The 24,221-nt window shown below is 71.7% G+C and carries 26 protein-coding genes; 10 read left to right on the forward strand and 16 right to left on the reverse strand.

Going from position 1 to position 24,221, the window contains the following annotated elements; genetic code table 11:
* Positions 1-56: 56 nt before the first annotated feature.
* The 3 genes from CHF16_RS33550 to CHF16_RS33560 all read right to left on the reverse strand — a co-directional run bounded on the left by CHF16_RS33550 (position 57) and on the right by CHF16_RS33560 (position 3,669).
* Positions 57-1,067 (reverse strand): acetamidase/formamidase family protein, encoded by a 1,011-nt coding sequence (locus CHF16_RS33550; RefSeq protein WP_089330195.1) that lies wholly within the window; start codon positions 1,065-1,067, stop codon positions 57-59.
* Positions 1,064-2,461: an APC family permease gene (locus tag CHF16_RS33555; protein ID WP_089330196.1), complete on the reverse strand. Its 1,398-nt coding sequence runs from the start codon at positions 2,459-2,461 to the stop codon at positions 1,064-1,066. Before CHF16_RS33555 ends, CHF16_RS33550 begins: the two co-directional genes overlap by 4 nt.
* Positions 2,462-2,550: 89 nt before the next feature.
* Positions 2,551-3,669, reverse strand: a complete 1,119-nt coding sequence (locus CHF16_RS33560; RefSeq protein WP_089330197.1) for an ABC transporter substrate-binding protein — start codon at positions 3,667-3,669, stop codon at positions 2,551-2,553.
* Positions 3,670-3,720: 51 nt separating this feature from the next.
* Between CHF16_RS33560 and CHF16_RS33565 the strand changes: the two genes are divergently transcribed.
* The 3 genes from CHF16_RS33565 to CHF16_RS33575 all read left to right on the forward strand — a co-directional run bounded on the left by CHF16_RS33565 (position 3,721) and on the right by CHF16_RS33575 (position 5,345).
* A complete protein-coding gene (locus CHF16_RS33565) occupies positions 3,721-4,173 on the forward strand; it encodes a MarR family winged helix-turn-helix transcriptional regulator (RefSeq protein ID WP_245869683.1) in 453 nt (150 codons plus the stop codon).
* A 104-nt stretch (positions 4,174-4,277) separates the two neighbouring features.
* Positions 4,278-4,928, forward strand: coding sequence for a lytic polysaccharide monooxygenase auxiliary activity family 9 protein (locus CHF16_RS33570; RefSeq protein ID WP_089330199.1), 651 nt, complete (start codon positions 4,278-4,280; stop codon positions 4,926-4,928).
* A 78-nt stretch (positions 4,929-5,006) separates the two neighbouring features.
* Positions 5,007-5,345 (forward strand): HEAT repeat domain-containing protein, encoded by a 339-nt coding sequence (locus tag CHF16_RS33575; protein WP_218826969.1) that lies wholly within the window; start codon positions 5,007-5,009, stop codon positions 5,343-5,345.
* A gap of 152 nt (positions 5,346-5,497) precedes the next feature.
* On the opposite strand, the gene CHF16_RS33580 is transcribed toward CHF16_RS33575, so the two are convergent.
* From CHF16_RS33580 to CHF16_RS33590, 3 genes are all read right to left on the reverse strand, one after another.
* Positions 5,498-6,109, reverse strand: a complete 612-nt coding sequence (locus CHF16_RS33580) for a hypothetical protein (protein ID WP_089330231.1) — start codon at positions 6,107-6,109, stop codon at positions 5,498-5,500.
* 205 nt (positions 6,110-6,314) lie between these two features.
* Entirely contained in the window at positions 6,315-6,503 is a 189-nt protein-coding gene (locus tag CHF16_RS33585) for a DUF397 domain-containing protein (protein ID WP_089330200.1), read from the reverse strand.
* Positions 6,500-7,315, reverse strand: coding sequence for a helix-turn-helix domain-containing protein (locus CHF16_RS33590; RefSeq protein WP_089330201.1), 816 nt, complete (start codon positions 7,313-7,315; stop codon positions 6,500-6,502). The genes CHF16_RS33585 and CHF16_RS33590 overlap by 4 nt, the downstream gene beginning before the upstream one ends.
* 98 nt (positions 7,316-7,413) lie before the next feature.
* Between CHF16_RS33590 and CHF16_RS33595 the strand changes: the two genes are divergently transcribed.
* Both CHF16_RS33595 and CHF16_RS33600 read left to right on the forward strand, forming a co-directional pair.
* Entirely contained in the window at positions 7,414-7,836 is a 423-nt protein-coding gene (locus CHF16_RS33595) for an ATP-binding protein (protein WP_143228218.1), read from the forward strand.
* Positions 7,837-7,938: 102 nt separating this feature from the next.
* The gene (locus tag CHF16_RS33600) at positions 7,939-8,685 is read left to right on the forward strand and encodes a nucleotidyltransferase domain-containing protein (protein WP_089330203.1); all 747 of its coding nucleotides are present in this window, start codon (positions 7,939-7,941) and stop codon (positions 8,683-8,685) included.
* A gap of 29 nt (positions 8,686-8,714) precedes the next feature.
* Here CHF16_RS33600 and CHF16_RS33605 read toward each other — a convergent pair whose 3' ends face one another.
* Positions 8,715-10,859, reverse strand: coding sequence for an N-acetylmuramoyl-L-alanine amidase (locus CHF16_RS33605; RefSeq protein WP_089330204.1), 2,145 nt, complete (start codon positions 10,857-10,859; stop codon positions 8,715-8,717).
* A 215-nt stretch (positions 10,860-11,074) separates the two neighbouring features.
* On the reverse strand, positions 11,075-12,316 hold the full coding sequence (locus tag CHF16_RS33610; protein ID WP_089330205.1) for an oxygenase MpaB family protein: 1,242 nt from the start codon (positions 12,314-12,316) through the stop codon (positions 11,075-11,077).
* Between the two features lie 198 nt (positions 12,317-12,514).
* Between CHF16_RS33610 and CHF16_RS33615 the strand changes: the two genes are divergently transcribed.
* Positions 12,515-13,180: a TetR/AcrR family transcriptional regulator gene (locus CHF16_RS33615; protein ID WP_089330206.1), complete on the forward strand. Its 666-nt coding sequence runs from the start codon at positions 12,515-12,517 to the stop codon at positions 13,178-13,180.
* 71 nt (positions 13,181-13,251) lie between these two features.
* Here CHF16_RS33615 and CHF16_RS41660 read toward each other — a convergent pair whose 3' ends face one another.
* The gene (locus CHF16_RS41660; RefSeq protein WP_245869687.1) at positions 13,252-13,902 is read right to left on the reverse strand and encodes a radical SAM protein; all 651 of its coding nucleotides are present in this window, start codon (positions 13,900-13,902) and stop codon (positions 13,252-13,254) included.
* Positions 13,812-14,636 carry a B12-binding domain-containing radical SAM protein gene (locus CHF16_RS41665; RefSeq protein ID WP_245869688.1) on the reverse strand — a complete coding sequence of 275 codons (825 nt, stop codon included), beginning with the start codon at positions 14,634-14,636 and terminating at the stop codon, positions 13,812-13,814. The genes CHF16_RS41660 and CHF16_RS41665 overlap by 91 nt, the downstream gene beginning before the upstream one ends.
* A 181-nt stretch (positions 14,637-14,817) precedes the next feature.
* Here CHF16_RS41665 and CHF16_RS33625 point away from each other — a divergent pair, with 181 nt between their 5' ends.
* Positions 14,818-15,576 carry a DUF6928 family protein gene (locus tag CHF16_RS33625; protein WP_089330207.1) on the forward strand — a complete coding sequence of 253 codons (759 nt, stop codon included), beginning with the start codon at positions 14,818-14,820 and terminating at the stop codon, positions 15,574-15,576.
* Positions 15,577-15,638: 62 nt separating this feature from the next.
* Here CHF16_RS33625 and CHF16_RS33630 read toward each other — a convergent pair whose 3' ends face one another.
* Both CHF16_RS33630 and CHF16_RS33635 read right to left on the reverse strand, forming a co-directional pair.
* The gene (locus tag CHF16_RS33630; protein ID WP_089330208.1) at positions 15,639-16,964 is read right to left on the reverse strand and encodes an RNA polymerase sigma factor; all 1,326 of its coding nucleotides are present in this window, start codon (positions 16,962-16,964) and stop codon (positions 15,639-15,641) included.
* A gap of 16 nt (positions 16,965-16,980) precedes the next feature.
* Entirely contained in the window at positions 16,981-17,400 is a 420-nt protein-coding gene (locus CHF16_RS33635) for a YciI family protein (RefSeq protein WP_089330209.1), read from the reverse strand.
* A gap of 203 nt (positions 17,401-17,603) precedes the next feature.
* On the opposite strand from CHF16_RS33635, the gene CHF16_RS33640 reads away from it, so the two are divergent.
* The 3 genes from CHF16_RS33640 (at position 17,604) to CHF16_RS33650 (ending at position 20,193) form a co-directional block, all read left to right on the forward strand.
* Positions 17,604-18,134 carry a nuclear transport factor 2 family protein gene (locus CHF16_RS33640; RefSeq protein ID WP_089330210.1) on the forward strand — a complete coding sequence of 177 codons (531 nt, stop codon included), beginning with the start codon at positions 17,604-17,606 and terminating at the stop codon, positions 18,132-18,134.
* A complete protein-coding gene (locus CHF16_RS33645) occupies positions 18,131-19,018 on the forward strand; it encodes a TIGR03619 family F420-dependent LLM class oxidoreductase (protein WP_245869689.1) in 888 nt (295 codons plus the stop codon). Before CHF16_RS33640 ends, CHF16_RS33645 begins: the two co-directional genes overlap by 4 nt.
* Before the next feature lie 101 nt (positions 19,019-19,119).
* Complete coding sequence (locus tag CHF16_RS33650; RefSeq protein WP_245869693.1) at positions 19,120-20,193, forward strand: NBR1-Ig-like domain-containing protein; 1,074 nt, start codon at positions 19,120-19,122, stop codon at positions 20,191-20,193.
* A 58-nt stretch (positions 20,194-20,251) separates the two neighbouring features.
* On the opposite strand, the gene CHF16_RS33655 is transcribed toward CHF16_RS33650, so the two are convergent.
* The 4 genes from CHF16_RS33655 to CHF16_RS33675 all read right to left on the reverse strand — a co-directional run bounded on the left by CHF16_RS33655 (position 20,252) and on the right by CHF16_RS33675 (position 24,221).
* Positions 20,252-21,202 carry a SpoIID/LytB domain-containing protein gene (locus CHF16_RS33655; RefSeq protein WP_143228219.1) on the reverse strand — a complete coding sequence of 317 codons (951 nt, stop codon included), beginning with the start codon at positions 21,200-21,202 and terminating at the stop codon, positions 20,252-20,254.
* 63 nt (positions 21,203-21,265) lie between these two features.
* The gene (locus tag CHF16_RS33660; RefSeq protein WP_089330214.1) at positions 21,266-22,153 is read right to left on the reverse strand and encodes a peptidase inhibitor family I36 protein; all 888 of its coding nucleotides are present in this window, start codon (positions 22,151-22,153) and stop codon (positions 21,266-21,268) included.
* Positions 22,154-22,309: 156 nt separating this feature from the next.
* A complete protein-coding gene (locus tag CHF16_RS33665; protein ID WP_089330215.1) occupies positions 22,310-23,158 on the reverse strand; it encodes a peptidoglycan-binding domain-containing protein in 849 nt (282 codons plus the stop codon).
* A 421-nt stretch (positions 23,159-23,579) separates the two neighbouring features.
* Complete coding sequence (locus tag CHF16_RS33675) at positions 23,580-24,221, reverse strand: 3-oxoacid CoA-transferase subunit B (RefSeq protein ID WP_089330217.1); 642 nt, start codon at positions 24,219-24,221, stop codon at positions 23,580-23,582.

Here is a 24,221-nt window from a genome sequence, read left to right on the forward strand (position 1 = left end):
GGGCTCGTCCAGGGCCAGCAGGGCTCGTCCAGGCCCAGCAGGGCCAGGAGGGCTCGTCAGCGCTCGGAGAGGTAGCGGCGCGCGGTCTCGCGCAGGCGATCGTGGGCGCCGTCGTAGGCGGAGACCCCCGGCAGGACGGCCTTGGGGAGCTTGGCGAGCATCGTGTAGTTCGTGTCGACGACGTTGCCGGCCGGGGCGAGGCCCGCCTGGCTGACGAGCTGGTAAGCGTCCAGCTCCTCCAGGCCGAGGAGGGCGGACGTCCAGGTGACCAGGTCGTGCTGGCTGATCCGGAAGGCGTCCTCCAGCGGGCGCGCCGAGCCGGTCGACATCAGGTGGAGGTCGTCCTCCAGCCGGGGCCAGGCCGGCGCGGCGCCCTTGATCAGGTCGACGGCCACGACGGTGTTCATCGCCGCCTCGACGGCCGTCCCGCACACCTCGCCCTCGCCCTGCCGGCAGTGGCCGTCGCCGAGGGAGATGAGCGCGCCCGGCACGTTGACGGGGAAGTAGGCGGTCGTGCCCGCCCGCATCTCCGGGGTGTCCATGTTGCCGCCGTGCGCGCCCGGCGTGATGCTCATGATCACCTCATCGGCGGCGGGCGCGACGCCCACCGTGCCGTGCATCGGGTCGAGGGGCAGCTCCACCTCGAAGTCGCCGCGCCGGGCGCGGAAGCGGCACACGCCGCGGGCGGCGTCGACCTCGTAGACCCAGACCCGCTCCTCCAGCGCCGGGTGCAGCATCGCCGTCGCGTGCGTCGTGGTCAGCGCCCCGAAGTGCGGGAACGTGGTGGAGACCGCCCAGTCGCGGGCGGGGCGGATGTCGATGAAGTGCACCGCGACCGCGTCGCCGGGCTCGGCGCCCTCGACCGCGATCGGGCCGGTCACCGGGTTCAGGTAGGGGAACGTGCACACCTGGCTCGGCAGGTCGTCCACACCTTTGACCGCGCCGCCGAAGCAGTCCTCGGTGGTCAGTTCCACCACGGTTCCCGGGGCGACCGTGAGGGCCGCCTCCCGCCCGCCGAACGCGTAGGCGGGCTCCGCGCCGTCCAGCGCGACCACGTTGAGCGTCACTTTCCGTCCTCCTCCTCTTCGATGCCGGCCAGGGCCGGGCGCCGGTGCCGGACGAGCAGCGCGACCAGTACGGCCACCCCGATCGCCAGCCACAGGAACGCCAGCTTCTGCGCCGCGACCTTCGCGTTGACGACCACATAACCAAGGATCAGGAAACCGATCGCGGGCGCGACCAGGTGCCGCCACCAGTCCCGGCTGCCCGAGCGGACGACGTAGTGCACGACGACCGACACGTGCAGCGTCAGGAACGCCGTCATCGCACCGAAGTTGACCAGCGAGCTGAGCAGCGTGATGCCGTCGTCCCGCTCCGCCATGTAGAGGCCGAGCGCCAGCGACACCGCCGCGACCAGCAGCGTCGCGTTCACCGGGACGCGCCGCGTCGGGTGCACCCTGGCGAGGAAGCGGGGGAGCTGCCGGTCGCGCGCCATCGCGTACAGCAGCCGGGACGTCGCCGCCTGCGCCACCAGCGAGTTCGCGAAGCCCCACGCGATCGCGGTGGCCAGCGCCGTGAGCTTGGCCAGCCACGCGCCGCCCGCGACCCGCGCGGCGTCGTAGAACGCGGTCCCGTCCGGGTCGCCGTCCTTCACCAGCGCGTCCGGGTCGGGGACGAGCAGCGACGCCACCCACGTCTGGACGATGAACAGCAGCCCGACCAGCACCAGCGCCGCGACCATCGAGCGGCCGATGGCGCGCGCGGACTCGCGGTTCTCCTCCGCCAGCGTCGAGATGCCGTCGAAGCCGAGGAAGCTCAGCACGGCGATGGACACCGCGCCGAACACCAGCCCCCACGAGAACGTGTCGCCGTTGTAGATCGGGGTGAACCCGCCGCCGCCGTGCCCCTTGCCCTGCGCCAGCGCCACCACGCCCACGACCAGGAAGATCGCCAGGATGGCCAGCTCGGCGAGCAGCATGATCCGGTTGATCCGCGCGGTCATCTCGATGCCGAAGAAGTTGACGACCGTGTTGAGGACGACGAACCCGGCGAGCCACAGCCACACCGGGACGCCGGGCACCAGCGAGTTCATCGCCACGCTCGCGATCAGGTACAGCAGGCCCGGCACCAGCACGTAGTCGAGCAGGATCATCCAGCCGGCCAGGAACCCGACGGGCGCCGCGATCCCGCGCCCGGCGTAGGTGTAGACGGACCCCGCCATCGGGAACGCCCGCGACATCTGCGCGTACGACGCGGCGGTGAACAGCATGGCCAGCATGCCGACCGCGTACGCCAGCGCGACCATGCCGCCCGCGCCCTCGAAGACGCTGCCGAAGATGCCGAACGGCGCGATCGGCACCATGAAGATCAGCCCGTAGACCACCAGGTCGCGGAAGCCGAGCGAGCGCTTCAGCTCCTGCGTGTAGCCGTACTGTTCGAGCTTCGCCTGCTCGGTGCTCATGGCCCCTCCTCCGCGCGGGGGACCCGCCCCGCGCCGTGAGCGACCCTAGAGCCTTTCCTTTCAGATGAAAAGATTTCAAACGAAAAGAATCACAGTCGGGCGATCACGCTGAGGTCCAGGCCGTCCGCCCTGGCCAGGTAGGTCGCCGCGGGCGGCGGGCCGAGCGGCGCCGCCGACCACGCGAGCCGCGCCGCCCGGTCGCCGCCGCCGAGCAGCCGGACCGCGCCGGACCGCCCGTCCCGCGCCGTCAGCAGCCCCGCCGCCGCGAGCGCCGCCGCCAGGTGCACGCCGTCGTAGCAGCCCTCCGCGTAGGTGTCGAGGACGGGCGCCGCCTCCCCGAACGCCGCCCGGTACCGCTCGGCCAGCGCGATCCGCCGGTCGTCGCCCTGCCCGGCGAACGACCGCATCGCCGAGTACAGCTCCCCGGTGTCGTCCCCGCCCGCCGCGAGCAGCACGTTCTCCTCCAGCGCCCCCGACAGCCGCACCACCCGGGACGCCGGGCGCGCCGCCGCGAACACCCGGTTGAACACCGCGAGGTCCCGGCCGACCAGGCTGAGCAGGATCGCCTGCGCGCCCGCCCGCTCCAGCGCGTCCACCAGCTCCTCGAACGCGGCCTCCGGATCGTCCCCGGACGCCAGCGGGAACGGGACGAGCCGGTCCAGCACCACCTCGGCGCCGAGCGAGCGCACCAGCCGCGCCGCCACCCGGTGCACCGACCGCGGCCAGATGTAGTCGTTGCCCACCAGCGCCCACCGCCGCAGGCCCCGCCGCTCGCTCAGCCGCCGCACCGCGGGCCCGAGCTGCCGCTCCGGCGAGTCGCCGAGCAGCACCACGCCCGCACCCCGCGGCCCGCCCTCGTGCGGCGGCGTGAAGATGTACGGCACCACCCCGGCGAGCGCCGCCTCCAGGGCCCGGTGCACGTCGCTCGTATGGAAGCCCACGAACGCCTGGACGAGCCCCGCCCCGGCGAGGAACCGCGCCTCGGCCGCCACCGCCTCCGGCCGGCGCCCGGCGTCCACCGGCACCAGTTCCACGCCCCGCCCCGCCGCGTTGACCTCGATCGCCGCCAGCCGCGCCGCGCTCAGCCCGGACGGCCCGGTCAGCCCGAGCGGCCCGGACAGCGGCAGCAGCAGCCCGAGCCGCAGCACCCCGGCGTCCGGCCCGGTGACCAGCAGCTCCGTGGCGTCCCGCAGCACCGAATCGCTCATGACCCGGCAAGTATGCTCTGTGGACGGACGGCCGGAACAGGGGAGACGCACGTGACCGAACGGCGGGACACGGTCGAACGGCAGGACGCGCGCACCGACCTCGTCGACCTCCTCACACGCGCCCAGCGCGCCCTCACCCGAGACCTCGGCGCCGTCCTGGAGGAGGAGGGCACGACCGTCGAGCAGTGGCGGGTGCTGCGCGCCCTCGCCGGAGCCGACGACGTCTCCATGGGCGAGCTCGCGGCCGTCGTCGAGATCCCGCACCCGACCCTGACCCGCCTCGTCGACGGCCTGGTCGACTCGGCCTACCTCTACCGCTCCCACTCCGCCCGCGACCGCCGCCGCGTCTCGGTGCACGTCTCCGACCTGGGCCGCGCCAAGCTGGCCCGCCTGGAGGCCCTCGCCGAGGCCCACGAACGCTCCCTCGCCGACGCGGAGACCGTCCGGACCCTCTCCACCCTGCTCGCCGGCCTGTGGACGGACCTCCGCCGCCCCGCCCCGTGAAAGCTTTCACGCCGCGCATGACGCGCCGTCGCACCGCGGGTTAGCCTGCCCACCGGAAGCGCTTCCAGTCCGGCCACCCCCGCCACCGGAACGGAGAACGCGCGATGCGACGCGACCGGATATGCCGTGCCCTCACCCTGCTCCTCGGAGCCGCGCTCCTGCCGACCCTGTGGGCCGGCACGGCGTCCGCCCACGGCTCGGTGATCGACCCCGCCTCCCGCAACTACGGCTGCTGGGACCGCTGGGGCGACGACTTCCAGAACCCCGCCATGCAGCAGGAAGACCCGATGTGCTGGCAGGCATGGCAGGACAACCCCAACGCCATGTGGAACTGGAACGGCCTCTACCGCAACAATGTCGGCGGCGACTTCCAGGGCGCCATCCCCGACGGCCAGCTGTGCAGCGGCGGCCAGACCGAAGGCGCCCGCTACCGCTCCATGGACGCCGTCGGCCCGTGGAAGACCACCGACATCGGCACTACCTTCTCCATCAACCTGTACGACCAGGCCAGCCACGGCGCCGACTACTTCCTCGTCTACGTCACCCGCCAGGGCTACGACGCCCTCACCCAGCCGCTGCGCTGGAGCGACCTGGAACTCGTCCGCCAGACGGGCAGCTACGCCGCCGCCAACAACTACGTGATCGACAACGTGACCGCCCCCGGCCGCACCGGCCGCCACATCGTCTACACGATCTGGCAGGCGTCCCACATGGACCAGTCCTACTACATCTGCAGCGACGTCAACTTCAACTGACCCGTCTCCCCGCCCGCCGGACGGCCACCGGGCCGCCGGCGGGCGCCTGCTGTCGGTGGGGGGTCGTAGCATCGGGGCATGTCGCGGCGGCGGTTCGAACTGGCGATGGAGCGGATGCGGGGCGCGGACGCGCGGATGCGCGAGGACGCGTTCGACTTCCTGCGCGAGCATGCGGACGCCTATGTCGACGAGCTGATCGCCGAGTTCGCGGCCGAGGGCGACCCGGGGCTGCGCTGCTGGCTGCTGGAGCTCGTGGCCGAGGCGCGGTCGGCCAAGGCGCTGGAGGTGTTCCGCGACCAGCTGGAGAGCCCGGACGAGTCGCTCCAGTTCTGGGCCGTTCGCGGACTGGAGATGCTCGACAGCCGCGAGGCCGAGCAGGTTCTCCAGCAGGCGCAGGAGGACGGTTGGGTCGTCTAGCGCGAGTCAGCCAACTGGGGCCGGACACCAAGGTGACTGCGGGCCGACGCCAGTGACGCCTCTGACGTCACTGGCGAAGCCGCCGGAGCAATCCGAGACTGGGCCGCCTTCCAGCCTTCGGGCACCGAACCGGTGTGGATATGTGGGGCTGGTCAGCTGTTGGGGGCCGGCAGGAGGTCGGCGTGGCGGACGCTGTAGCCGCCCTTGGTGACGGGGGCGAAGGCCGCGGGGCCCATGCAGGTGCCGACCTTGCCCTCCTCCCAGCCGCCCTCTCCGTTCTCGACGCCGTTGACCACCGACCAGGAGAACCCCATGCGGTCGTGCCGGCCGCCGGGGCCGCCGTCGTGGACGCTGAAGCCGAGCCGCTTGCCGATCTGGTCCTTGATCGGCTCGTCGGCCCTGGTGACGACCGCGGTGAGGGTGGCGTTGCCGGGGCTGGTCAGCAGGCAGTCGACCCTGGCCTCCGACGTCACGGTCCATCCCTCGCCGGGGGAGTGGTGGGAGATCTTCACGGTTCCGCGGGCGTCGGTCGGCAGCCCGTCGGGAGCGCCCGGCATGGGCTTCGAGTAGGGGACGGCGCGGGCGTCGAAGGTGAAGGTCCGGACGTCCTGGTCGGGCCAGTACGTGAGGCGGATCTGCGCGGTCCCGGACACGCGCGCCGCCCCGGCCTTCGCCGCCGGGTAGGTCGCCTCCGCGGCGACCGGCGCGGCCGTGACGGCGAGGGCGACCCCGATCACGGCGGCGATCTTGATCATTCTGTGCATGGAGGGACTCCGTTCGGTCGACGGCCGGGCCGGAGCGGTCCGGCCGATCCCCATGCTCCGATCGGGGGCCGTCCGCGGAGATCCCCCGCACGGGCGGATGCCCTCCCCCAGAGGTACGACCGGCGCACGAAGGCGTCCGGCGGCTCACCGGAAGGCGCCGCGCTCGCCACCCGCTGGTCGAGTTCCCTCTTCCGCTACCGCACCCTCATGCGTGCTGCTTGACCTGCTTGATCAGGCCGGTGAACTGCGCGGCGGTGAGGGTGAGGTGGCCTCCGTCCGGGTCTTTGCTGTCCCGGACGGCGATCATGGTGCCGGGAGCGAGTCGTCCCAGCTCAACGCATTGAGTGTCGTTCGCTCCGCCGGTGTACGAACTTGTGCGCCACTTCACGTTCATTCGTAGCTCTCCAGGTACCGCTTGATGATCTCGCGGGAAGCTTCCTCTGAGGCAGCCTTCACGCCGACACGATCGAACATAACGGACAACTCCCGAACCTCGCGAGGCCCCTCGATCAGGCGGCCGCCGTTCTGCGCGGTGGAGTACGCGACATCTCGGTCCTCAAGGCCGATGATCTGCATCGCCCCGTCAACGCCCATGTGCTCCCCCGATGAGAAGGGGATCACGCGCAGACTCACATGGGGTAGCTCAGCCAGTTGCAGCAGGTGTTCCAACTGCTTTTTCATGGCCTCGCCGCCGCCCACTGGTCGGGCGAGGACGGCTTCATCGATCACTGTCCAGGTGAGAAGCGAGTCTCCCTTCTCCCAGTAGGCCCTTTTCTTCGCGGTACGGACGGCCATCTCAGCGTCCAGATCCTTGAACCTGCTCGCCTTGACGTAGGCCCACGTGTAGTCGTCCGTCTGCAGTGCGAGCGGGACGATCTGGCCGTGGTAGGTCTTGATCGAGACGGCGTCCTCTTCGTACTTGTCGATCTGGCGGGCCCAGTCCGGGTCATGTGCCATTCGGGCGAACCAGAGCAGGACCTGGAAGAGCACTCCGGTTCCGTAGGCCCTGTCGAGGAGGCGCATTTGATCGTCCTGCGGGCGCCGACGGCCTGCTTCCAGGTTGGAAACAGTGGATCGAGCCACTCCGATGATCTCCCCGCACTGCGTGAGTGACAGCCCCATCTTCTCCCTGAAGAAGCGCATGCAGAAGGCCAGGAAGTGCCACATGGAGATCTTGGGGTCGAGGGGGTCGCGCACGATCGGCATCGTTGCTCCTATTTCCAAATCGCCTGTCTACAGCGAAACCCTAGGGCTGTGCGGCGACTCTTGTCGCAGGAAATGGAAACTCGGGCAAGGGTGGAATGATGACTGCGACCGAAACGTCGATGATGCCCCTTATGGGCACGCCGGCCGCAGTGGGACTCGCGCGTACCTTCGTGGATACGCGCATTCGTAAATGGGATTATTTCCACATTCTCGATAGTGCGCTGCTCATCGCCTCGGAGCTCGTCACCAACGCGGCCCGGCAGACGCCGCGCGAGGAGATCCGCCTCCAGGTCAGCCGCGACGCATACGGCGTCATCATCGCCGTCCGGGACGCGGCCCGCGAACTGCCCCGGACCAAGCCGATGACCGTACTCACCCTCGAAGACCTCGACTTGTCCGCGGAGGCGTTCGACGACAACGGCGGCTGGGGCCTCCACATCGTCCAGGCTCTGTCCGCCAAGTGCGGGGTGATCGGTGATCCTGCCGGTGGCAAATGGGTCTGGGCGCGAATGTGTCCATAGCGCATCCCGGTGGCGTGAGCGTGGTCAGAGGTCAACGTCGACATGGTCTCGGGCGGCTTTGGTAGCGTCGGCGGCGTGAAGTGGTGACCGACGCGGATCCCCATGACCGACGAACTGTTCCTCGGCCACGTCGCCGACCGCCTGGCGGAGCTTCCGGGCGTGCGGGCCGTCACCCTCGGCGGCTCGCGTGCCCAGGGCACGCACACGCCCGAGAGCGACTGGGACCTCGCCCTCTACTACCGGACGCATTTCGACCCGGACGACCTGCGCGCCGCCGGCTGGCCGGGCGAGGTCTCGGAGATCGGTGAGTGGGGCGGCGTCTTCAACGGCGGCGCCTGGCTCACGATCGACGGCCGCCGCGTCGACGTCCACTACCGCGACCTCGACGTGGTCGAGCACGAACTCGACGAGGCGAGGCAGGGCCGCTTCCACTGGGAGCCGCTGATGTTCCACCTCGCGGGCATCCCGAGCTACCTGGTGGTCGCCGAACTCGCCGTCAACCGGGTGCTGCGCGGCGAGGCCCCGCCGAGGCCGGAGTATCCCGACGCGCTGCGCGCGGCGGCGCCGCCGATGTGGCGGGGGCGGGCGGCCATGACGCTCCAGTACGCGTACAACTACGTTCGCCGTGGTCAGGCCACCGAGGTCGCCGGGGCCATCGCCACGGCCGCCATGCAGACCGGCCATGCGGTGCTGGCGGCGCGCGGCGAATGGGTCACCAACGAGAAGCGGCTCCTGGAGCGGGCCGGGCTGCGCCGGGTCGACACGATCCTGGCCGGGCTCCGATCGGAGCCCGGCGCGCTGGAGCAGGCGATCAACGACGCGGAGAGCCTGTTCGAGTCCGCGGGTTGATCGGGGTGATGACGGCTCGGCTTAAGGACTCAGCGGAGGTACACCAGGCCGTCGATGCCGACCGTGGGCCGTCCCGACGTGCCCGCGACGACGATCTTGATGGTGTGCTTGCCGCTGGCGCTCCACGTGCGCGTCCACGTGAGCTGCCGGTAGAGGGTGGACGACGAGCGGGTGTCCACCGTGGCGACCTTGGCGCCGTCCACGTAGACGTACACGGCGCCGAGGTTGGACGCCCGCTTGAAGATCAGGCCCGCGGTGCGGCCGGTGAACGTCCAGCTCGCGCTGGCGCCCTTGGAGCTGCTGTAGAGGCCGCGCGCGCCCAGGTAGGACTTGGTGGTCGTGGTCTTCCACGTGCCGGTGCGGCGCGAGGCGCCCTCGTTGTAGTAGCCCGCGTAGCGGCTGAGGGCGGCGGTGCCGGTGTTGCCCGCGGCGTCCCCGGCGGTGAGCGACCACGACTGCGTCGCCAGCGGCTTCGCGCCCGCCGCCCAGCTCGTCGTGGTCGTCGAGAACGTCTTCGCGGACGGCGACGTGGCCTTCAGCGAGCTGAGCAGCGCGTTGTCGGTGGCCTTCCAGGACAGCGTGACGGGGATCGCGGTGCCGTTCACCGTCGACTTGCGCAGCGCCAGCGCCAGGGACGAGACGACCGGCCGGGTCGTGTCCGCGACGACCGTGAAGACCGGTGAGGCGGAGGCGGTGCCGTCGGCGAAGGCGGCGTGCAATTGGACGCTGTGCGTGCCCGGTGCGAGCGTGACCGTCGCGGAGGAGGCTCCGGCGGCGGGCTTCGCGACCGTGGCGCCGTCCACGCTGACGGTGTAGGCGGCGCCCTCGGCCGGCGTCCAGTTCAGGGTGGCCGTGCTCTTGGTGTAGTAGCGGCCTCCGGCGGCCTTGGCCCCGGACACGGTGGCGGTCAGGGCCGGGACCGTGGCCTGCTTCGCGGCCGTCCGGATCGCCGGGAGCTTGGCGTAGAGCTGCGCGCCGGGGCACGCGGTGGCGAACCCGTCGCGGTGACCGGAGATCGTGTTGAACTCGACCTTCTGCCCGTAGGGGTACTTGCCGCCCGTCCCGTCCGGGGCGGCCGAGGTCAGGGTCGTCTTCGCGGTCGGGTCGACACCGGTCAGCCCCAGCTTCCACGCGGCGGTCTTCGCGACGCCGTCCAGGGCGGCCTGGGCCGGTGCGGTGCCGGGCGTGGTGGGGTCGTCGGCGGCCGTGTAGGTGCCGAGGACGGCGATCCCGGTGGTGTCGGTGTTGAACCCGTAGGTGTGCGCGCCGTGCACGGGACGGTCGACGCCCCCGGCCCGTCCCTCGAAGACCGTGCCGCACTTGTCGACCAGGAAGTTGTAGCCGATGTCGTCCCAGCCCTGGCTCTGCACGTGGTACAGGAACACCGACCGGATCACCGAGGCCGACTCGGCGCAGGAGTAGCCGTTGCCCGTGTCGGTGTGGTGGACGAACACCGCCTTGACCGACGTGTCGTAGGTCGGCGGGTTCCGGACGATGGACTCGTCCGCGCCCCACCCGGCGCGCGCCACGATCGCCGGCTTCGGCGCGGTGACGGGTGCGGCGGCCGGTGCGTTGAGGGGCGTGGTGGCCGCGACCAGCTTCATGCCCGTGCCCGTCCCGCCGTCCGGGCCGGCGGCGCGCGGCGTGGGCGCTCCCGGGGACGGCGCCGTCCGGGCGCCCGGGTCGATCAGGTCGACGCGCAGGCCCTCGGGGAGCGCGCGGCCCTGCCCGGCGACGCGCACCTCGACGCCGTTGGACGGGCCGACCCACAGCCCGTTCGTGCCGCCGCGCCCGTCCTGGCCCCGGTCGGGGGCGTCGGCGAGTTCCGGCTCCAGCACGTGCCAGCCCGACCACGTGCCGGTGGCGGCGTTCCGGGTGCGGACCCGGACCGTCCCGCGCAGCTCCTCGCGCGGCCGGTCCCAGGTGACGCCGACCAGGCTGAACGGCTCCGTCGTCGCGGCGGGCAGCCCCGCCGTCCGCTTGCTGCGGGCGTTGGCGGCGCCCGCCATGTCCTTGAGGCCGCGGGCATGGACGCGCCCGGCGCCCGGCCCCTTCGCCGCGGCCGCCTTCGCCGCGGCCGGCTCCGCGGTGGAGTTGGCGGTGACCGTCCAGGTCACCGTGCCGGCCACCGCCACGGCGGCCGCCGACACGCCGATGATCGTCCGCTTGAGCATGCTTCTCCGTTCACGACCGGGCCCGGGCTGAGCGCCGCGCCATGATCAGAGAGCGCTGCGACGGCGGTAAGTGTCACACATATCGGGATTTGTCTGGGCAATGGACGCGCCGGTGGCCGGACGCGGACGCGCCCGGGCCCGGAATCGGCGGATTCCGGGCCCGGGCGTCCGGTGCCGTGGCCGGCCGGTGGCGCTCCGGCCGGCACGGCGGCCGGTCAGTAGTTCGGGTTGTTGGTCGTGGGGATCTGGATGCTGATCGGGTAGTCCGCGCCCGACAGCACGAACAGCACCGCCTGGCGGATGATCTCGTCGAAGGCCCAGTAGACCGTCCGCAGCTCCTTGGGAGCGTCGGTGATGTCCAGGAGGCCCTCGCGGACGGCGACGAACGCCGGCCAGAGGTTCTTGAAGATCGGGTCCCAGATCGGCTCCCGCGGGATCTTCAGCCAGCCGGCGATCTCGTCACCGAGCACGTAGCGGGTGAGCGCGCCGAGGATCGGCTTCGACAGGATGCCGAGGTCGATGAACGACGCCAGGTTGAGGAGCATGTCGGCGAGCTTGATGCCCTCGGGGGTGGGCGCGAGGATCGGGTCGAGGACCTGCGCGGCCTGCGAGTCGGCCTCGTCCCACGACGAGGGGATGTACTCGTCCAGGATGCCGAGCATGTGCGCGGTGACCTGCCACGAGTGCAGGAAGGCCGCCGACTCGTCGGCCGGGATCGGGACCTTCCACTTGACGAGCTGCTTCATGACCGTGGTCGGCAGGCTGTGCCAGGTGACCATCATGTCGGCCTGGCTGATCGGGATCTCCTCGTCGGCGACCTTGTTCCAGTACGGCGACTGGGGGAGCAGGTACCGGACGCCGGAGTGGGCCAGCCGGGTCTTGACACAGGTCACGATCATCTCGCCGCTGGGCGCGAAGGCGTTCTGGGTGCCGATGTCGTAGCCGAGCTTGGCGGTCTTGGTGATGCGGTCGCGCATGTCCGCGCCGCCCTTGGAGTAGTAGACCGCGCGGGCCTCCTTCGGGATGGCCGTGCTCATCATCCCGCTGGCGAAACCGTAGGTGACGCCGAGGTACAGGCCGCGCTTCTCGTTGAACTCGAACGCCTTCGCGAGCTTGCCCTGGTCCGTCCAGGACGGGAGCCGCCTGGCGCGCTCGATGAAGTCCACCAGGTCGGAGGGCAGGCCCGACGGCAGGGCCTGGTCGTTCTTGGTCCACTTCTTCAGCAGCTTGTTGACCTCGGGAACCTTGCCGGCCTTCTGCAGCGCGGCGACCAGCTCGTCGCTCTCGGGGTCCCATACCCACCGCGGGTCGGCGCCCTTGCCGGCGCCCGCGACCGATCCCTTCGGCGACCACGTCCACAGTGGCGCCGCCTGCGCGGGGGACGCGACGCTCAATGCGCCGAGCGCGCCCAGCGTCCCGCCCGCCAGCAACACATGGCGTCTGGTGGGAGTCTCCATGCCTTCGCTCCTCCTCGGGGTGAGAGCGCCGCGAGGATACGCTGAAACATGACCCGTCTCTGTGTATCATCGCGACAGGCCCAATGAGAACACAACTGTGTCGGCCGCCACAAGACCCACCGTGACGGAAGGCGGGAATTGGGGCAGAATCGGATCATCTCTGGAGGAGATCGTGTGGATTCTGTGTTGTCCTCTCTCATGACGCCGTCGGACGAACGGGAATCGCTCATCGAACGCGCCTACACCGACGCGGTCGAACAGGTCGACGAGATGGACGAGACCCGCGCCCGGGTTCTCGACGCGGCCTACGAGCAGTTCTCCCGGATGGGCGTCCAGCGGTCCACCATGGAGGACGTGGCCCGCCGCGCGGGCGTCTCCCGCATCACCGTCTACCGGCGCTTCGTGACGAAGGACGCGCTGGTCGAGCAGGTGGTGCGGCGCGAGTTCCGCCGCTACTTCGACCAGTTCCTCATCGACATCGAGCAGGCCGAGACCGCGGCCGACCGGGTCGTGCTCGGGTTCGTCAGCTCGCTGCGCGCCATCCGGCGCAACCCGCTGATCGGCGGCCTGATCGCCGCCGAGCCGGACCTCGTCGTGCCGACCATGATCAGCGACGGCGGGCGGACGGTCGCCACCGTGCGGGAGTTCGTCGCGGGCCAGCTCCGCCGCGAGCAGCTCGCCGGGACCGTGGCGCAGGGCCTGGACATCGACCACGTCGCCGAGATGATGGTCCGGATCACCGCGTCCTTCCTGGCCATCCCGAGCCGCCTGGTCGACCTCGACGACGACGAGCAGCTCGCGGCGCTGGCCCGGCGGTTCCTCGTCCCGATGCTGGAGCCGCCGCCCCGGCCCGCCGATGCGTAGGCGGCCACTGCTTGCGCGGCCACTGCCTGGGGGGCCACTGTCTGTGCGGCCACTGCCTGTGCGGCCGCTGCCTAGGCGGCCGCCCGCCGGGAGGGGCGCGCGCCGAACCCGGCGAGCGTCGCCTCCAGCAGCGGCAGCGCGCGGCCCGCCCGCTTCGCCCGGATCACCAGGTCCCAGACGGGCTCGAACTTCTTCCACCCGGCCGCGTAGGCGGCGTGCCGGGCCTTGCCGCGCAGCGTCGGCTTCGTCGCGGCGCCGCGCAGGATCGACCCCCAGCGGTAGAAGTCGCGGTAGGCGCGCCAGTAGCCGTCCTCCAGCTCCCGCGCGGTCATCCTGGCGGGCCGGAAGACGACCGTCCGGGTGTCGTACCTGTCCCAGTCGGAATGCAGGAGCCGGCCGGCGGACGCCATGCGGTCATAAAGCCGCGTCCCCGGATAGGGCGTCAGAATGTGGAAGGTGGCCGTCTCGATTCCCTGACCGATCGCCCATTCCACCGTGCGGTCGAAGACGGCGGGGTCGTCCTCGTCCATCCCGAACACGAAACTGCCGTTCACCATCACGCCGCTGTCGTGCAGCCGCCGGACGACCGCGCCGTAGTCGCGGTCGATGTTCTGCCATTTGCGCTGCTCGGTCAGGTTCCCGGCGTTGACGGTCTCGAAGCCGACGAACAGGCTGCGCAGCCCGGACTCGGCGGCCTTCTCCAGCAGCCCGGGGCGCAGCACCGCCTGCACCGTCCCTGCCGCCTGCCAGAGCCGCCCCATCCCGCGCATCCCGTCGAACAGCGCGGTCGCGAACCGGGCGTTGCCAACAGGTGGTCGTCCAGGAAGTACAGGTGCCGGCCGGGAAGCCGGTCGATCTCCGCGAGCGCCGCGTCCACGGTCTGCGTGTAGAACGACTTGCCGCCCTCGAAGAACGCCTCCTTGTAGCAGAAGTCGCACACGTGCGGGCAGCCGCGCGACACCACGATCGAGTTCGGCACCAGGTACCGCTCGCGGGCGATCAGGTCGCGGCGGACCGGCGGCAGCCCCGCGAGCGTCCGCTCGGACGAGGCGTACCGGGGCGCCGGGCGCCCGGCGCGGAAGTCGGCGAGGAACCGCGGCCAGGTGTCCTCGCCCGGACCGAGGAAGATCGTGTCGGCGTGCCGGGCGGCCTCGTCCGGCAGCGAGGTGACGTGCAGCCCGCCGAGGCAGACGTGCGCGCCCCGGGCGCGGTAGTGGTCGGCGAGCTCGTAGGCGCGCCGCGCCGAGGTGATGTAGACCTGGATCACCACCAGGTCCGGCTCGTCGGAGAGGTCGACCTTCTGCACGTGCTCGTCGGTCACCGTCACCTCGTCGTCCGGGTCGAGGTACCCGGCGAGCGTGGCCAGGCCGAGCGGCGGGAACAGCGAGTACTTGATCGGTCGGAAGAACGGCGAGGTCGCCTCGGTCAGGGCCGGCAGGATCATTGTGACGCGCATGCCCCATTGGACGCCGCCGCGCGGATCCGGTGGCGGTGAAGCCGTGCCGATCGTGTGGAGATGCCGTGCCGGTACGGGACCGCGGTGTGTGATCGCGGCGGGGATTGTCGGCGCCGTCTTCTAGAGTCCCCGGCACGTGCGGGGGCGGGTGCCCCTGCTCCGCGGGCGGGTGAGGAGTGGCATGGGAGCGAAGACGGCGCTGCTGGGTTTCTCGGACGGCGACATACGGCCGGTGCTCGCGCGGGCGCGGCACTCGGACCGCGCCGCCGCCGAGGAGCTGGTCCGCCGCGTCCACCCCGGGTACGCGGTCGAGGCGTACGAGGACGCCACCCTCGACTTCACCTACCCGCCCGACGACGTCACCTACGCCGCCGAGTTCCCCGGAGCCGAGGTGGTCATCGACCGCAGGGTCGCCGGCGACTACCCGTCGGCGCTGCCCGAGCACCTGCTCAAGCTCGGCGCGGGGCGCCGGATCGTCCTGCACGCGATGCACTCGGTCGTCGACTGGCTGGCGTTCGCCATCTGGGAGGACGGGACGCTGGTGCGCTCCCTCAGCCTCTCCCCGGACAGCGGCATCCTGGAGAACATCGGCGAACCGCTGGAGTTCGAGCGGCCGTACTGGGCGGGCGAGCGGCCCGTCGACCCGGACCCGGTCATGTCGGACGGCGAGCCGTACCCGCTGCCCTTCCACCCCCTGGAGATGGGTGAGGACGCCCTGCGCGCCCTGTTCGGCTTCATCGTCGAGGGCTACCCGGAGGCCACCGACCTGGAGCCGGGAGACGTCCACATGCACGGGTTCCGGGTGACCGACCCGACCGGGCGCGAGCAGGCTGAGCGCGAGGCCGCCTACGCCGAGGCGATCGCGAACATGGGCGAGCCCCGGATCTTCACGCCCGGCCCGGACGGGACGATGCGGGAGATCAGCTTCGACGACCTCTGACCCGCCGCCCGTCCGTCCCGTCACCTGCCCCCGGCGACGGGACGGCGGTCAGCCGGGTGGAGTCAGCCGAGGGCGGTGAGCTTGCGCTCCAGGTGGGCCCGCTGCCGCTCGCTGGCGCACAGCTCGATCGCCCGTTCCAGCTCGGCGCGGGCCTCGGCGCCGCGTCCCATGCGGACGAGCAGTTCGCCGCGGACGGTCGGCAGCAGGTGCGAGTCGGCGAGCTTACCCGCGGCCACCAGGTCGTCCACGATCGGCACCGCGGCCCGCGGCCCCTGCGCCATGGACACCGCCACGGCCCGGTTCAGCTCGACCACCGGGGACGGGGCGAGCCGCCCGAGCGCCTCGTAGAGCAGGACGATCCGCTCCCAGTCCGTCTCCGCGACCGACGGGGCCGCGGCGTGGCATTCGGCGATCGCCGCCTGCAGCCCGTAGGCGCCGAGGCCGCGGCCGATCCGCCCGGCGCGGGCCAGGGCCGCCCGGCCCCGGGCGATGGCGTCGCGGTCCCAGAGGGTGCGGTCCTGGTCTTCGAGGAGGACGGCCTCGCCGTCCGGGCCGATCCGGGCGGGGAAGCGCGCCGCCGTCAGCTCCAGCAGCGCCAGCAGCCCGTGGACCTCCGGCTCGTCCGGCATCAGCCGCCCGAGCACCCGGGCGAGGCGGCGCGCCTCGTCCGCGAGGTCGGTGCGGACCACGGCGCCGCCGGAGCTGGCCGTGGACCCCTCGGTGAAGATCAGGTAGATGACGTTCAGCACCGAGCCGAGCCGGTCGCGCCGCTGCCGGGCGGGCGGCACCTCGAACGGCACCCGGGCCGCCCCGAGCGTCTTCTTCGCCCGGGTGATCCGGGCCTGCACGGTGGCGGTCGGGACGAGGAACGCCGTGGCGATCTCGTCGCTGGTCAGACCGCCGATCACGCGGAGCGTGAGCGCCACCCGCGCCTCCCGGGACAGCACCGGATGGCAGGAGACGAACATCAGCGCCAGGACGTCGTCGTCGATGCGGTCCGGGTCCCACAGGACGTCCCCGTCGTCGTGGTCCGCGGGCGCGCCCCCGGTGGCGGCGCCGCCCTCGCCCAGGTCGCGGGCGAGGGCGGCGTACCGCTCGTCGAGGGCGGACCGGCGGCGGAACGCGTCGATCGCGCGGCGCCTGGCCACGGTGAGCAGCCAGCCCGCGGGCCGGCGGGGCACGCCGTCGCGCGGCCAGTTCACCAGCGCCTCGGCGAGGGCCTCCTGGGCGAGGTCCTCGGCGAGGGCGAAGTCGCCGGTGTAGCGGGCCAGCGCGCCGACGATCCGCGCGGACTCGGCCCGCCACACGGCGGCGACGGCCTCCCGGCCGGCCGCCCCGCCCGGCTCGCGTGGTCCGGTGGGCTCCGTCGGCCCTGTGGGCTCGGTCATCGTCCGTCGTCCCCGGTCAGAGCTGGCCGGTGGCCTCGCGCCACGTCCGCTCCTTCTTGATCCACTCGTTGTCCTGCGGGAACTCGTCGATCGTGGTGACCCGGCGGATCTCGGTCTTGAACCCCGGGCCGGCCATCGGGGACCGCTTCGCCCACTCGATCGCCTCCTCCTTGGAGGCCACGTTGAGGATGTAGAAGCCGCCGAACAGCTCCTTGGTCTCGCCGTACGGGCCGTCGGTGACGACGGGCGGCTCGGCCGAGTAGTCGACCACGACGCCCTCCGCGGCGTCGTCGAGGCCCTCGGCCGCGAGCAGCACCCCGGCCTCGATCATCTCCTGGTTGAAGCGGCCGATGGTCGCGAGCATCTCGTCGAAGTCGACGTCGCCCATCTGCGCGAAGCCCTCGTCGGTCGCGCGCATGATCAGCATGTACTTCATCGTTCTGCCTCTCCGTCTCGTCCGGATGTCTCGTCCAGGGCCCCTCCGGGGGACCCTTTCACCCATAGGTCGAGTGGAGACAGCGCGGATCAACACACGCCCCAAAGTTTTTTTCCGGAGTCTCCGGGGCGGGGCTCCGGGGCGTCCTGCCCAGCGGGACGAGGTGGGATCGCCCAGGTCCGCGTACCGCACACTCGCAGGATATGGACGCCCAGCGCAGCGAATGGTCCGACCGCCAGGAGATCCACGACGTCGTCCTGCGGTACTGCCGCGGCATCGACCGGCTGGACTTCGCGCTCGTCCGGTCGGCGTACCATCCGGACGCCGTCGACCACCACACCGGCTTCGACGGCACCCTGGACGAGTACCTCGCCTGGGTCGAGCCGAAGCTGCGCGCCCGGCGCGGCGGGACGATGCACATCGTCGCCAACCACCTCGTCGAGCTGCTCGGCGACACCGCCATCAGCGAGACCTACGGGACGTCGGTCCACTGGGGCGAGCCCGCCGATGATCCGCGGGCCAATTTCACCAGCGGCGTCCGGTTCGTCGACCACATGGCGTGGCGGGACGGCCGGTGGGCGATCGCGGAGCGGTGGGCCGTCCGGGAGTGGACCAGGTCGGACGCCGGGCGGCTGATGCCCAAGGAGGGCGCGGGGCCGTCCGGCAGCAGGGACGGGGACGATCCGTTGATCCGGTTGCAGCGGAGGCTGCGCGGCAGGGAGGCAGGCGCGTGAAGGCAGGCGGACGCGTGAAGGTGGGGATCAGCTCCCCGATCGTGGCGCTGGCGGGCAACCGCCCGGCGTGGGAGGCGGCGGCGGGCACCGCCGAGCTCGTGCGGGTGGCGGAGGCCGCCGACCGGCTCGGCTACGCGTTCATGACCTGCGGGGACCATGTGGCCGTGCCGCCCGGCCTGCACCGCGGGGAGCGCTTCTACGACCCGCTGGCGACGTTCGCGTTCCTGGCCGGCCGGACGCGCCGGCTCCGGTTCCTGCCGTACGTGCTGGTGCTGCCCTTCTACCACCCGCTGGAGATCGCCAAGCGGTACGGGACGCTCGACCACCTCAGCGGCGGGCGGCTCGTCCTCGGGTTCGGGGTCGGGAACCTGAAGGAGGAGTTCGACCTGCTCGGCGTCCCCTTCGAGGACCGGGGGCCGCGGGCCGACGACGCCCTCCGCGCGCTGCGCGCGGCGCTGGCCGGCCGGGTGGTGTCCTACGAGGGCCCGTACTACTCGTTCCAGGACATGGTGGTCGATCCGCACGCCGTGCAGGAGCGGGTGCCGATGTGGATCGGCGGGCACAGCGACCGCGCCCTGCGCCGCGCGGTCACGCTCGGCGACGGCTGGGCGCCGGCGCCGCAGTCGTTCCGCGGGCCCACCCCCGAGCTGATGCGGCAGATGCTCGACCGGCACGACCTGCCGGACGGTTTCGACGTCCTGCTCACCCCGGGCGAGCGCCTCGACCCGCTCACCGAACCGGGGCGGGTGGACGAGATCATCGCCACGGCGGAGAAGGCGGGCGCGACCCACATCAACCTGACGGTCCGGCACGAGTCCCTCGCCCACTACCTGGAGCAGCTGGAGGCGTTCGCGGAGGCCGCCGGCCTCGACGCCGGGGAATGAGGCGCGGAGGCGGCGCGGCTACGACATGGGGAGCGGCGTAGGGGGCGCGCAGGAACATTGAGCCGACCGGCGGACGCTGTTAGCTTCACCGCGTGGACGACATGCGTGCACAGGCGGCGGCGGTCGAGGAATTTGCGGCGGCCCTGCGAGAACTGCGGAAATCGGCCGGTAACCCGCCTTTCCGTGAGATGTCGGGCCGCTCCGGGGCGATCTCGCACACCACGCTGTACGAGGCCGCGAAGGGCAACAGGCTCCCGAGCTGGGGCACCACCGCCGAGTTCGTCAAGGCGTGCGGCGCGGACCCGGCCGACTTCCGCGACCGCTGGGAGCGGGCGAACCGGATCGTCGGCTCGGCGCGGGCCGGGCGGCCCGAGGCCGTCGCGGGCACGTCCGCGGCACGTCCGTCCGGGGGAGCCGCGGCTCCCGCGAGCGGCCCGGAGCGGCATGCCGTGCACATCGCGGTCGACCCGCCCCTACCGCCGGCCGAGGTCCCGCCTGAGCCGTCCGATTCGTCTGAGTCGTCCGGCCCGTCCGGTGCGGTCACGGCGCCGGCGCCCGAGCCGCCGTCCGGCGGGGCCGCGGACGGCGTCCCGCCGGCAGCTCCCAAGGGCCGGTTCCGGCTGGCCCGCCCGGTCGCGGTCACGCTGGCGGCGGTGGCCGCCGGCGTCGGGACCGTGGTCGTCGTCGTGCTCGCGGCCGACCGGGACGGCTCCAGGCCGGGCGGGGACGGGCTGAAACCGGGCGCCGGGGCGTCCGAGGCCGCGCTGTCCCCGGCCGACTGCCCGGTGCACGCGACCAACCCGCCGCCGGCCCCGCCCGTCCACAAGGGCGACGTGGCCGTGTTCATCGCGGACATCACGCTGCCCGACTGCACGCGCGTCGGCACCGGGCGGACCGTCGCGAAGGTGTGGCGGCTCAAGAACGCCGGGAAGGTGCCGTGGCAGGGGTACTCGCTGCGGCGCCTCGACGTCCCGCAGCGGGCCGACCAGTGCCAGACCATCTCCGACGTGCCGATCAAGGACACCCGGCCGGGCACGATGGTCGACATCCGGGCCGACATCACCACGCCGCGCAAGCCCGGCCTGTGCTACGTGCGGTTCAAGATGGTGGACGCGTCGGGGAAGGTCGCCTTCCCCGGGAGCCGGCCCGTCAACTTCCAGATCATCGTCGAATGACGGTGGTTCCCCGCCGCGGCGGGCGCGGCGGGGAACCGGTACGGGAGCGTTCACGGGATCAGGACAGGGTGATCCCGCTGTAGTAGGCCTTCAGGATCCGGGCGTAGCCCCAGCCCGCGTTGGCCTTGTCACGCGAGCCGTACTGCGACATCCAGTCTCCGGTGACCCAGGCGCCGCACGCCGTCGTCGTGGAGCAGTAGTGGGCCTGCAGGATCTTCCCGCTACGGGTCATCCTGGTGCCCCACGTCGCGTCCACCGCGGCGCTGGTCGCGGCCGTGGCGGAGCCGGGCTTGTAGACCTGGCTCGACGTGGTGTCGTAGACGTCGAAGCACTGGCCGCCCGACGTCTTGCGCGTCGAGTGCAGCGCCCAGTACCAGCCGTAGCTCTTGACGGCCATCGCCCCCGCCTTCAGGGACTCCTGCGGCCAGCTCGGCACCCACTCGTTGGGCAGGACGTTCTTGACGTACGTCTTGAACGAGACCCGGTCCACCCGGTTGAGCGACACCCGGTACACCAGGATCGTCGTGGGCAGCTTGCTGTCCGTGCCGTCCGTCTTGCATCCGGTCGGCGGCGTCGTGGAGCTCAGGAACTTGTGGGACGCGTTCTGGTTCTTCAGGGTGGAGTTGAGGTTGCCCTTGGCTCCGGCCTTGAAGTCCTGGTAGGCGCCGCCGTAGTTGCTGTTGTAGTAGACGCGGACGGTCTTGGTGCTGCGGTTCCAGACCGAGGCGGCCTCGTTCTTGATGCAGAGGCCCTTGCCGTTGCCCGCTCCCTTGAAGTCGTAGCAGGACGGCTGGGTGGTGCCGTAGTCGGCGACGGAGCCGGTGAAGTCGGAGACCGACCCGGCGCTGTTGCTGTTGTAGTAGTAGCAGAACTCGCCGCTCTCGCAGACGCCGTTCCGGCTCGCCGCCGAGGCGGGCGCCGCCGGGAGCAGCACGGCCCCGCCGACCGCCGCCACGGCCGCCGCCGCGACGACCCGCGGGACCATCGCCCGCGCCCTTCGTCTTAACACGTTCGCTTCCCCTTCTGGTGAAGGACCTGGTGAGAGGTGCGGCCGGTGCGGGCCGCGCTCCGGCTAGCGGACGTTGTAGCCCCGGGCCTGCCAGAAGGAGGTCGGGTTCGGGTTGTCGAGGGTGGGGTCGTTGACGCTCTTGGCGGCGTGCGTCTGGCGGCCGAGCCGCATCTCGACGTGGGTGTGCGCGCCCGAGCTGGACGACACCCCGCGCCACGCCTCGTCGGCGATGACCTGGCCCTTGCTGATCGACTGGCCCACGGCCAGCGACGACCGCGGCGCGGAGTGCAGGTAGATCACCGTCTTGTTCAGCGACGCGTTGTAGATGGAGATCGTGGAGAGCCCGCCGCTGCCGTTGGCGCCGCGCGCGATGTAGATGACCTGGCCGGCGACCAGGGCGCGGACGTCCGAGCCGATGCCGCGGGCGATGTCGATGCCCTCGTGCCGTCCGGGCGTGGTGGTGTAGCCGTCGAAGCCGCAGGTGATGCGGCCGCCGCTGGCCTTGTAGAGCGCGTACGACATGTTCGTGCGCGACGACGGCGAGAACTGGTGGGAGGCGTTGTTGTTCTTCAGGGTGGAGTTGAGGTTGCCCTTGGCTCCGGCCTTGAAGTCCTGGTAGGCGCCGCCGTAGTTGCTGTTGTAGTAGACGCGGACGGTCTTGGTGCTGCGGTTCCAGACCGAGGCGGCCTCGTTCTTGATGCAGAGGCCCTTGCCGTTGCCCGCTCCCTTGAAGTCGTAGCAGGACGGCTGGGTGGTGCCGTAGTCGGCGACGGAGCCGGTGAAGTCGGAGACCGACCCGGCGTTGTTGCTGTTGTAGTAGTAGCAGAACTCGCCGCTCTCGCAGACGCCGTTGCGCGCCGCGGCCGAGGCGGGCGCCGCCAGGGCCGCCGCCGCACCGCCGACCGCCAGCGCGGCGGTCGTGAGCGCGAGGACCTTGTTCCGTGTGCTCATGGCCTTTCCCTTTCCTTTCACCTGCTGTTTCGCGTTGCCTGTTCGGTTCGCGTTGCCTGTTCGGTTCGCGTGGTTGTTCGGTTCGCGGTGGCCGTCGGGTTCGCGTCGGCTGTTGGGTTCCCGTGGCCGTTCCGGTTCGCGTCGCCTCGTGAGAGGTCAGCCGCGCTGGTACTCCTCCCAGGTGCGGATGGTGACCTTCGGGCCGTCGTCCGGGCCGCGGTTGGCGAGCCCGTTGAGGCCGAGGTAGTAGTCACCGGTCTGGTGCTGGGCCTGGGAGGACAGGTCGGTGTCGCTGATGGCGGCGGCGTGGATGTGCCACGGCCAGTCGCCCTGCTGGGGGTTGCGCACCCAGGCCGCGAACCCGACGCGGCGCAGCGCGCGGGCGACCGAGGTGCGGGTGGCGGCGCTCATCCCCTTCACCGAGATGTCCACGACGCCGCCGCCGTCATGGGTGCCGGCGGAGGTCGGGTCGCCGCCGGGGTTGTAGGAGCCCTGGTCCAGGGCGAGCTTGCGGCCGAGCAGCCCCTCCGCCTCGAGCAGCATGTCCCGCGTCCGGGCGTTGACGACCCCGCCGCGGAAGGACACCCGGGCGCCCGGCGCGAGGGTCTTGGTGACCGTGAAGCGGCCGTCGCCGAGCTTGGCGAGGGACGTCTTGCCGGGGAGGCCGTTCGCGTCCAGGCCGGTGTAGCCGAGCGACTTCTGGAACTTGGCGTAGGCGGCGACCGTGGTGGTGCCGAAGTAGCCGTCCACCCACTGCTCGTCGAGGAGGTTCCGGTCTTGCAGGGCCCGCTCGACGAGGAGGACGCTCGCCTTCGCGCCGGGCGTCAGCGTGTCGTCGGCCCGCCGCGGGTCGATCTGCGCGGCCTTGACCGTGGCCTCCATGTTCACGCTCGGCAGCTCGGGGGCGGCCCGGGCCGGTTCCGCCGCCGACGTCTCCGAGACGGTCATGGTGGTGAGGAGCGCGGCGGCCGCCAGGAAGGCGGCGGTGTACGAAGGCAGCTTCATCTGGTCTCCTGGTAGCGGAGGCTGGGAGCGGAACCACCGTCACCGATCACCGGGCTCGTTCACAAGAAGATCGTTGTTGTCAGGTTGTTCGGCGGGCACTCCGTACAGGGCGTACGCGCGATCTGACAGCCCCGCGGGGGCGTTCGATGGTTCTCGGACGGGCCGCCCGTTCGGTTTCTGCCAGTCAGAAACTCGCTTCGTTGCGGCGGGCGGGTCGCACCATTGCTGGTACGACCAGCACGCCGCCCGGCACCTCGACGGGTGCCGCGGCGGCAGCGCAACGTCCTGCTGCGAGACCGCGACACCCGCGACTACTCGTTCGTGGACTGGCTCTACGGGCCGGCCGCCCTCGTCCCGTCCGACGAACCGATGTTCAGGCCGCTCCCGCCGTCCTCGGCGGACGCGCTCACGACCGGCCGACCTACCGGAGGGGGACGGGCAGGCGGTCGCGCAGCTCGTCGAGCGCGATGCCGAAGGTCTCGCGGACCGCCGCCCCGTCCGGCCCCACGTCGATGACGGCGACGTCCGTGTAGACCCGGCTGACGCAGCCGACGCCGGTCAGCGGGTAGGTGCAGGCGGGCACCAGCTTCGACCGGCCCTGCTTGTCGAAGAGCGTCATCATCACGAACACCTGCTTGGCGCCGATCGCGAGGTCCATCGCGCCGCCGACCGCGGGGATGGCGTCCGGGGCGCCGGTGTGCCAGTTCGCGAGGTCGCCGGTCGCCGACACCTGGAACGCGCCGAGCACGCACACGTCGAGGTGGCCGCCGCGCATCATGGCGAACGAGTCGGCGTGGTGGAAGTAGGACGCCCCGGGCAGCTCGGTCACCGGGACCTTCCCGGCGTTCGTGAGGTCCGGGTCGATCTGCTCGCCGGTCGCGGCGGGGCCCATGTTGAGCATGCCGTTCTCGGTGTGCAGGACGATGCCGGAGCCGGGGGGCAGATGGTCGGCGACCTTGGTCGGGCGTCCGATGCCGAGGTTGACGTAGGACCCCGCCGGGATGTCGCGCGCGACGACCGCGGCCAGTTCGTCGGGGGACAGCGCCCCCGTGGTGGAGGACAT

Origin of the sequence: Actinomadura meyerae (assembly GCF_900188445.1) — a bacterium.
Lineage (GTDB): Bacteria > Actinomycetota > Actinomycetes > Streptosporangiales > Streptosporangiaceae > Spirillospora > Spirillospora meyerae.

Excerpts from the sequence above, each read along its gene's own strand:
- CHF16_RS33635 (WP_089330209.1), bottom strand. The coding sequence starts at position 17,400 with ATGAAGTACATGCTGATCATGCGCGCGACCGACGAGGGCTTCGCGCAG.
- CHF16_RS33660 (WP_089330214.1), bottom strand. The coding sequence starts at position 22,153 with ATGAGCACACGGAACAAGGTCCTCGCGCTCACGACCGCCGCGCTGGCG.
- CHF16_RS33580 (WP_089330231.1), bottom strand. The coding sequence starts at position 6,109 with ATGCACAGAATGATCAAGATCGCCGCCGTGATCGGGGTCGCCCTCGCC.
- CHF16_RS33600 (WP_089330203.1), top strand. The coding sequence starts at position 7,939 with ATGACCGACGAACTGTTCCTCGGCCACGTCGCCGACCGCCTGGCGGAG.
- CHF16_RS33610 (WP_089330205.1), bottom strand. The coding sequence starts at position 12,316 with ATGGAGACTCCCACCAGACGCCATGTGTTGCTGGCGGGCGGGACGCTG.
- CHF16_RS33650 (WP_245869693.1), top strand. The coding sequence starts at position 19,120 with ATGCGTGCACAGGCGGCGGCGGTCGAGGAATTTGCGGCGGCCCTGCGA.
- CHF16_RS33595 (WP_143228218.1), top strand. The coding sequence starts at position 7,414 with ATGACTGCGACCGAAACGTCGATGATGCCCCTTATGGGCACGCCGGCC.
- CHF16_RS33555 (WP_089330196.1), bottom strand. The coding sequence starts at position 2,461 with ATGAGCACCGAGCAGGCGAAGCTCGAACAGTACGGCTACACGCAGGAG.
- CHF16_RS33625 (WP_089330207.1), top strand. The coding sequence starts at position 14,818 with ATGGGAGCGAAGACGGCGCTGCTGGGTTTCTCGGACGGCGACATACGG.
- CHF16_RS33560 (WP_089330197.1), bottom strand. The coding sequence starts at position 3,669 with ATGAGCGATTCGGTGCTGCGGGACGCCACGGAGCTGCTGGTCACCGGG.
- CHF16_RS33675 (WP_089330217.1), bottom strand. The coding sequence starts at position 24,221 with ATGTCCTCCACCACGGGGGCGCTGTCCCCCGACGAACTGGCCGCGGTC.
- CHF16_RS33590 (WP_089330201.1), bottom strand. The coding sequence starts at position 7,315 with ATGCCGATCGTGCGCGACCCCCTCGACCCCAAGATCTCCATGTGGCAC.
- CHF16_RS33585 (WP_089330200.1), bottom strand. The coding sequence starts at position 6,503 with ATGAACGTGAAGTGGCGCACAAGTTCGTACACCGGCGGAGCGAACGAC.
- CHF16_RS33665 (WP_089330215.1), bottom strand. The coding sequence starts at position 23,158 with ATGAAGCTGCCTTCGTACACCGCCGCCTTCCTGGCGGCCGCCGCGCTC.
- CHF16_RS41665 (WP_245869688.1), bottom strand. The coding sequence starts at position 14,636 with ATGCGCGTCACAATGATCCTGCCGGCCCTGACCGAGGCGACCTCGCCG.
- CHF16_RS33605 (WP_089330204.1), bottom strand. The coding sequence starts at position 10,859 with ATGCTCAAGCGGACGATCATCGGCGTGTCGGCGGCCGCCGTGGCGGTG.
- CHF16_RS33575 (WP_218826969.1), top strand. The coding sequence starts at position 5,007 with ATGTCGCGGCGGCGGTTCGAACTGGCGATGGAGCGGATGCGGGGCGCG.
- CHF16_RS33630 (WP_089330208.1), bottom strand. The coding sequence starts at position 16,964 with ATGACCGAGCCCACAGGGCCGACGGAGCCCACCGGACCACGCGAGCCG.
- CHF16_RS33640 (WP_089330210.1), top strand. The coding sequence starts at position 17,604 with ATGGACGCCCAGCGCAGCGAATGGTCCGACCGCCAGGAGATCCACGAC.
- CHF16_RS33615 (WP_089330206.1), top strand. The coding sequence starts at position 12,515 with ATGACGCCGTCGGACGAACGGGAATCGCTCATCGAACGCGCCTACACC.
- CHF16_RS33570 (WP_089330199.1), top strand. The coding sequence starts at position 4,278 with ATGCGACGCGACCGGATATGCCGTGCCCTCACCCTGCTCCTCGGAGCC.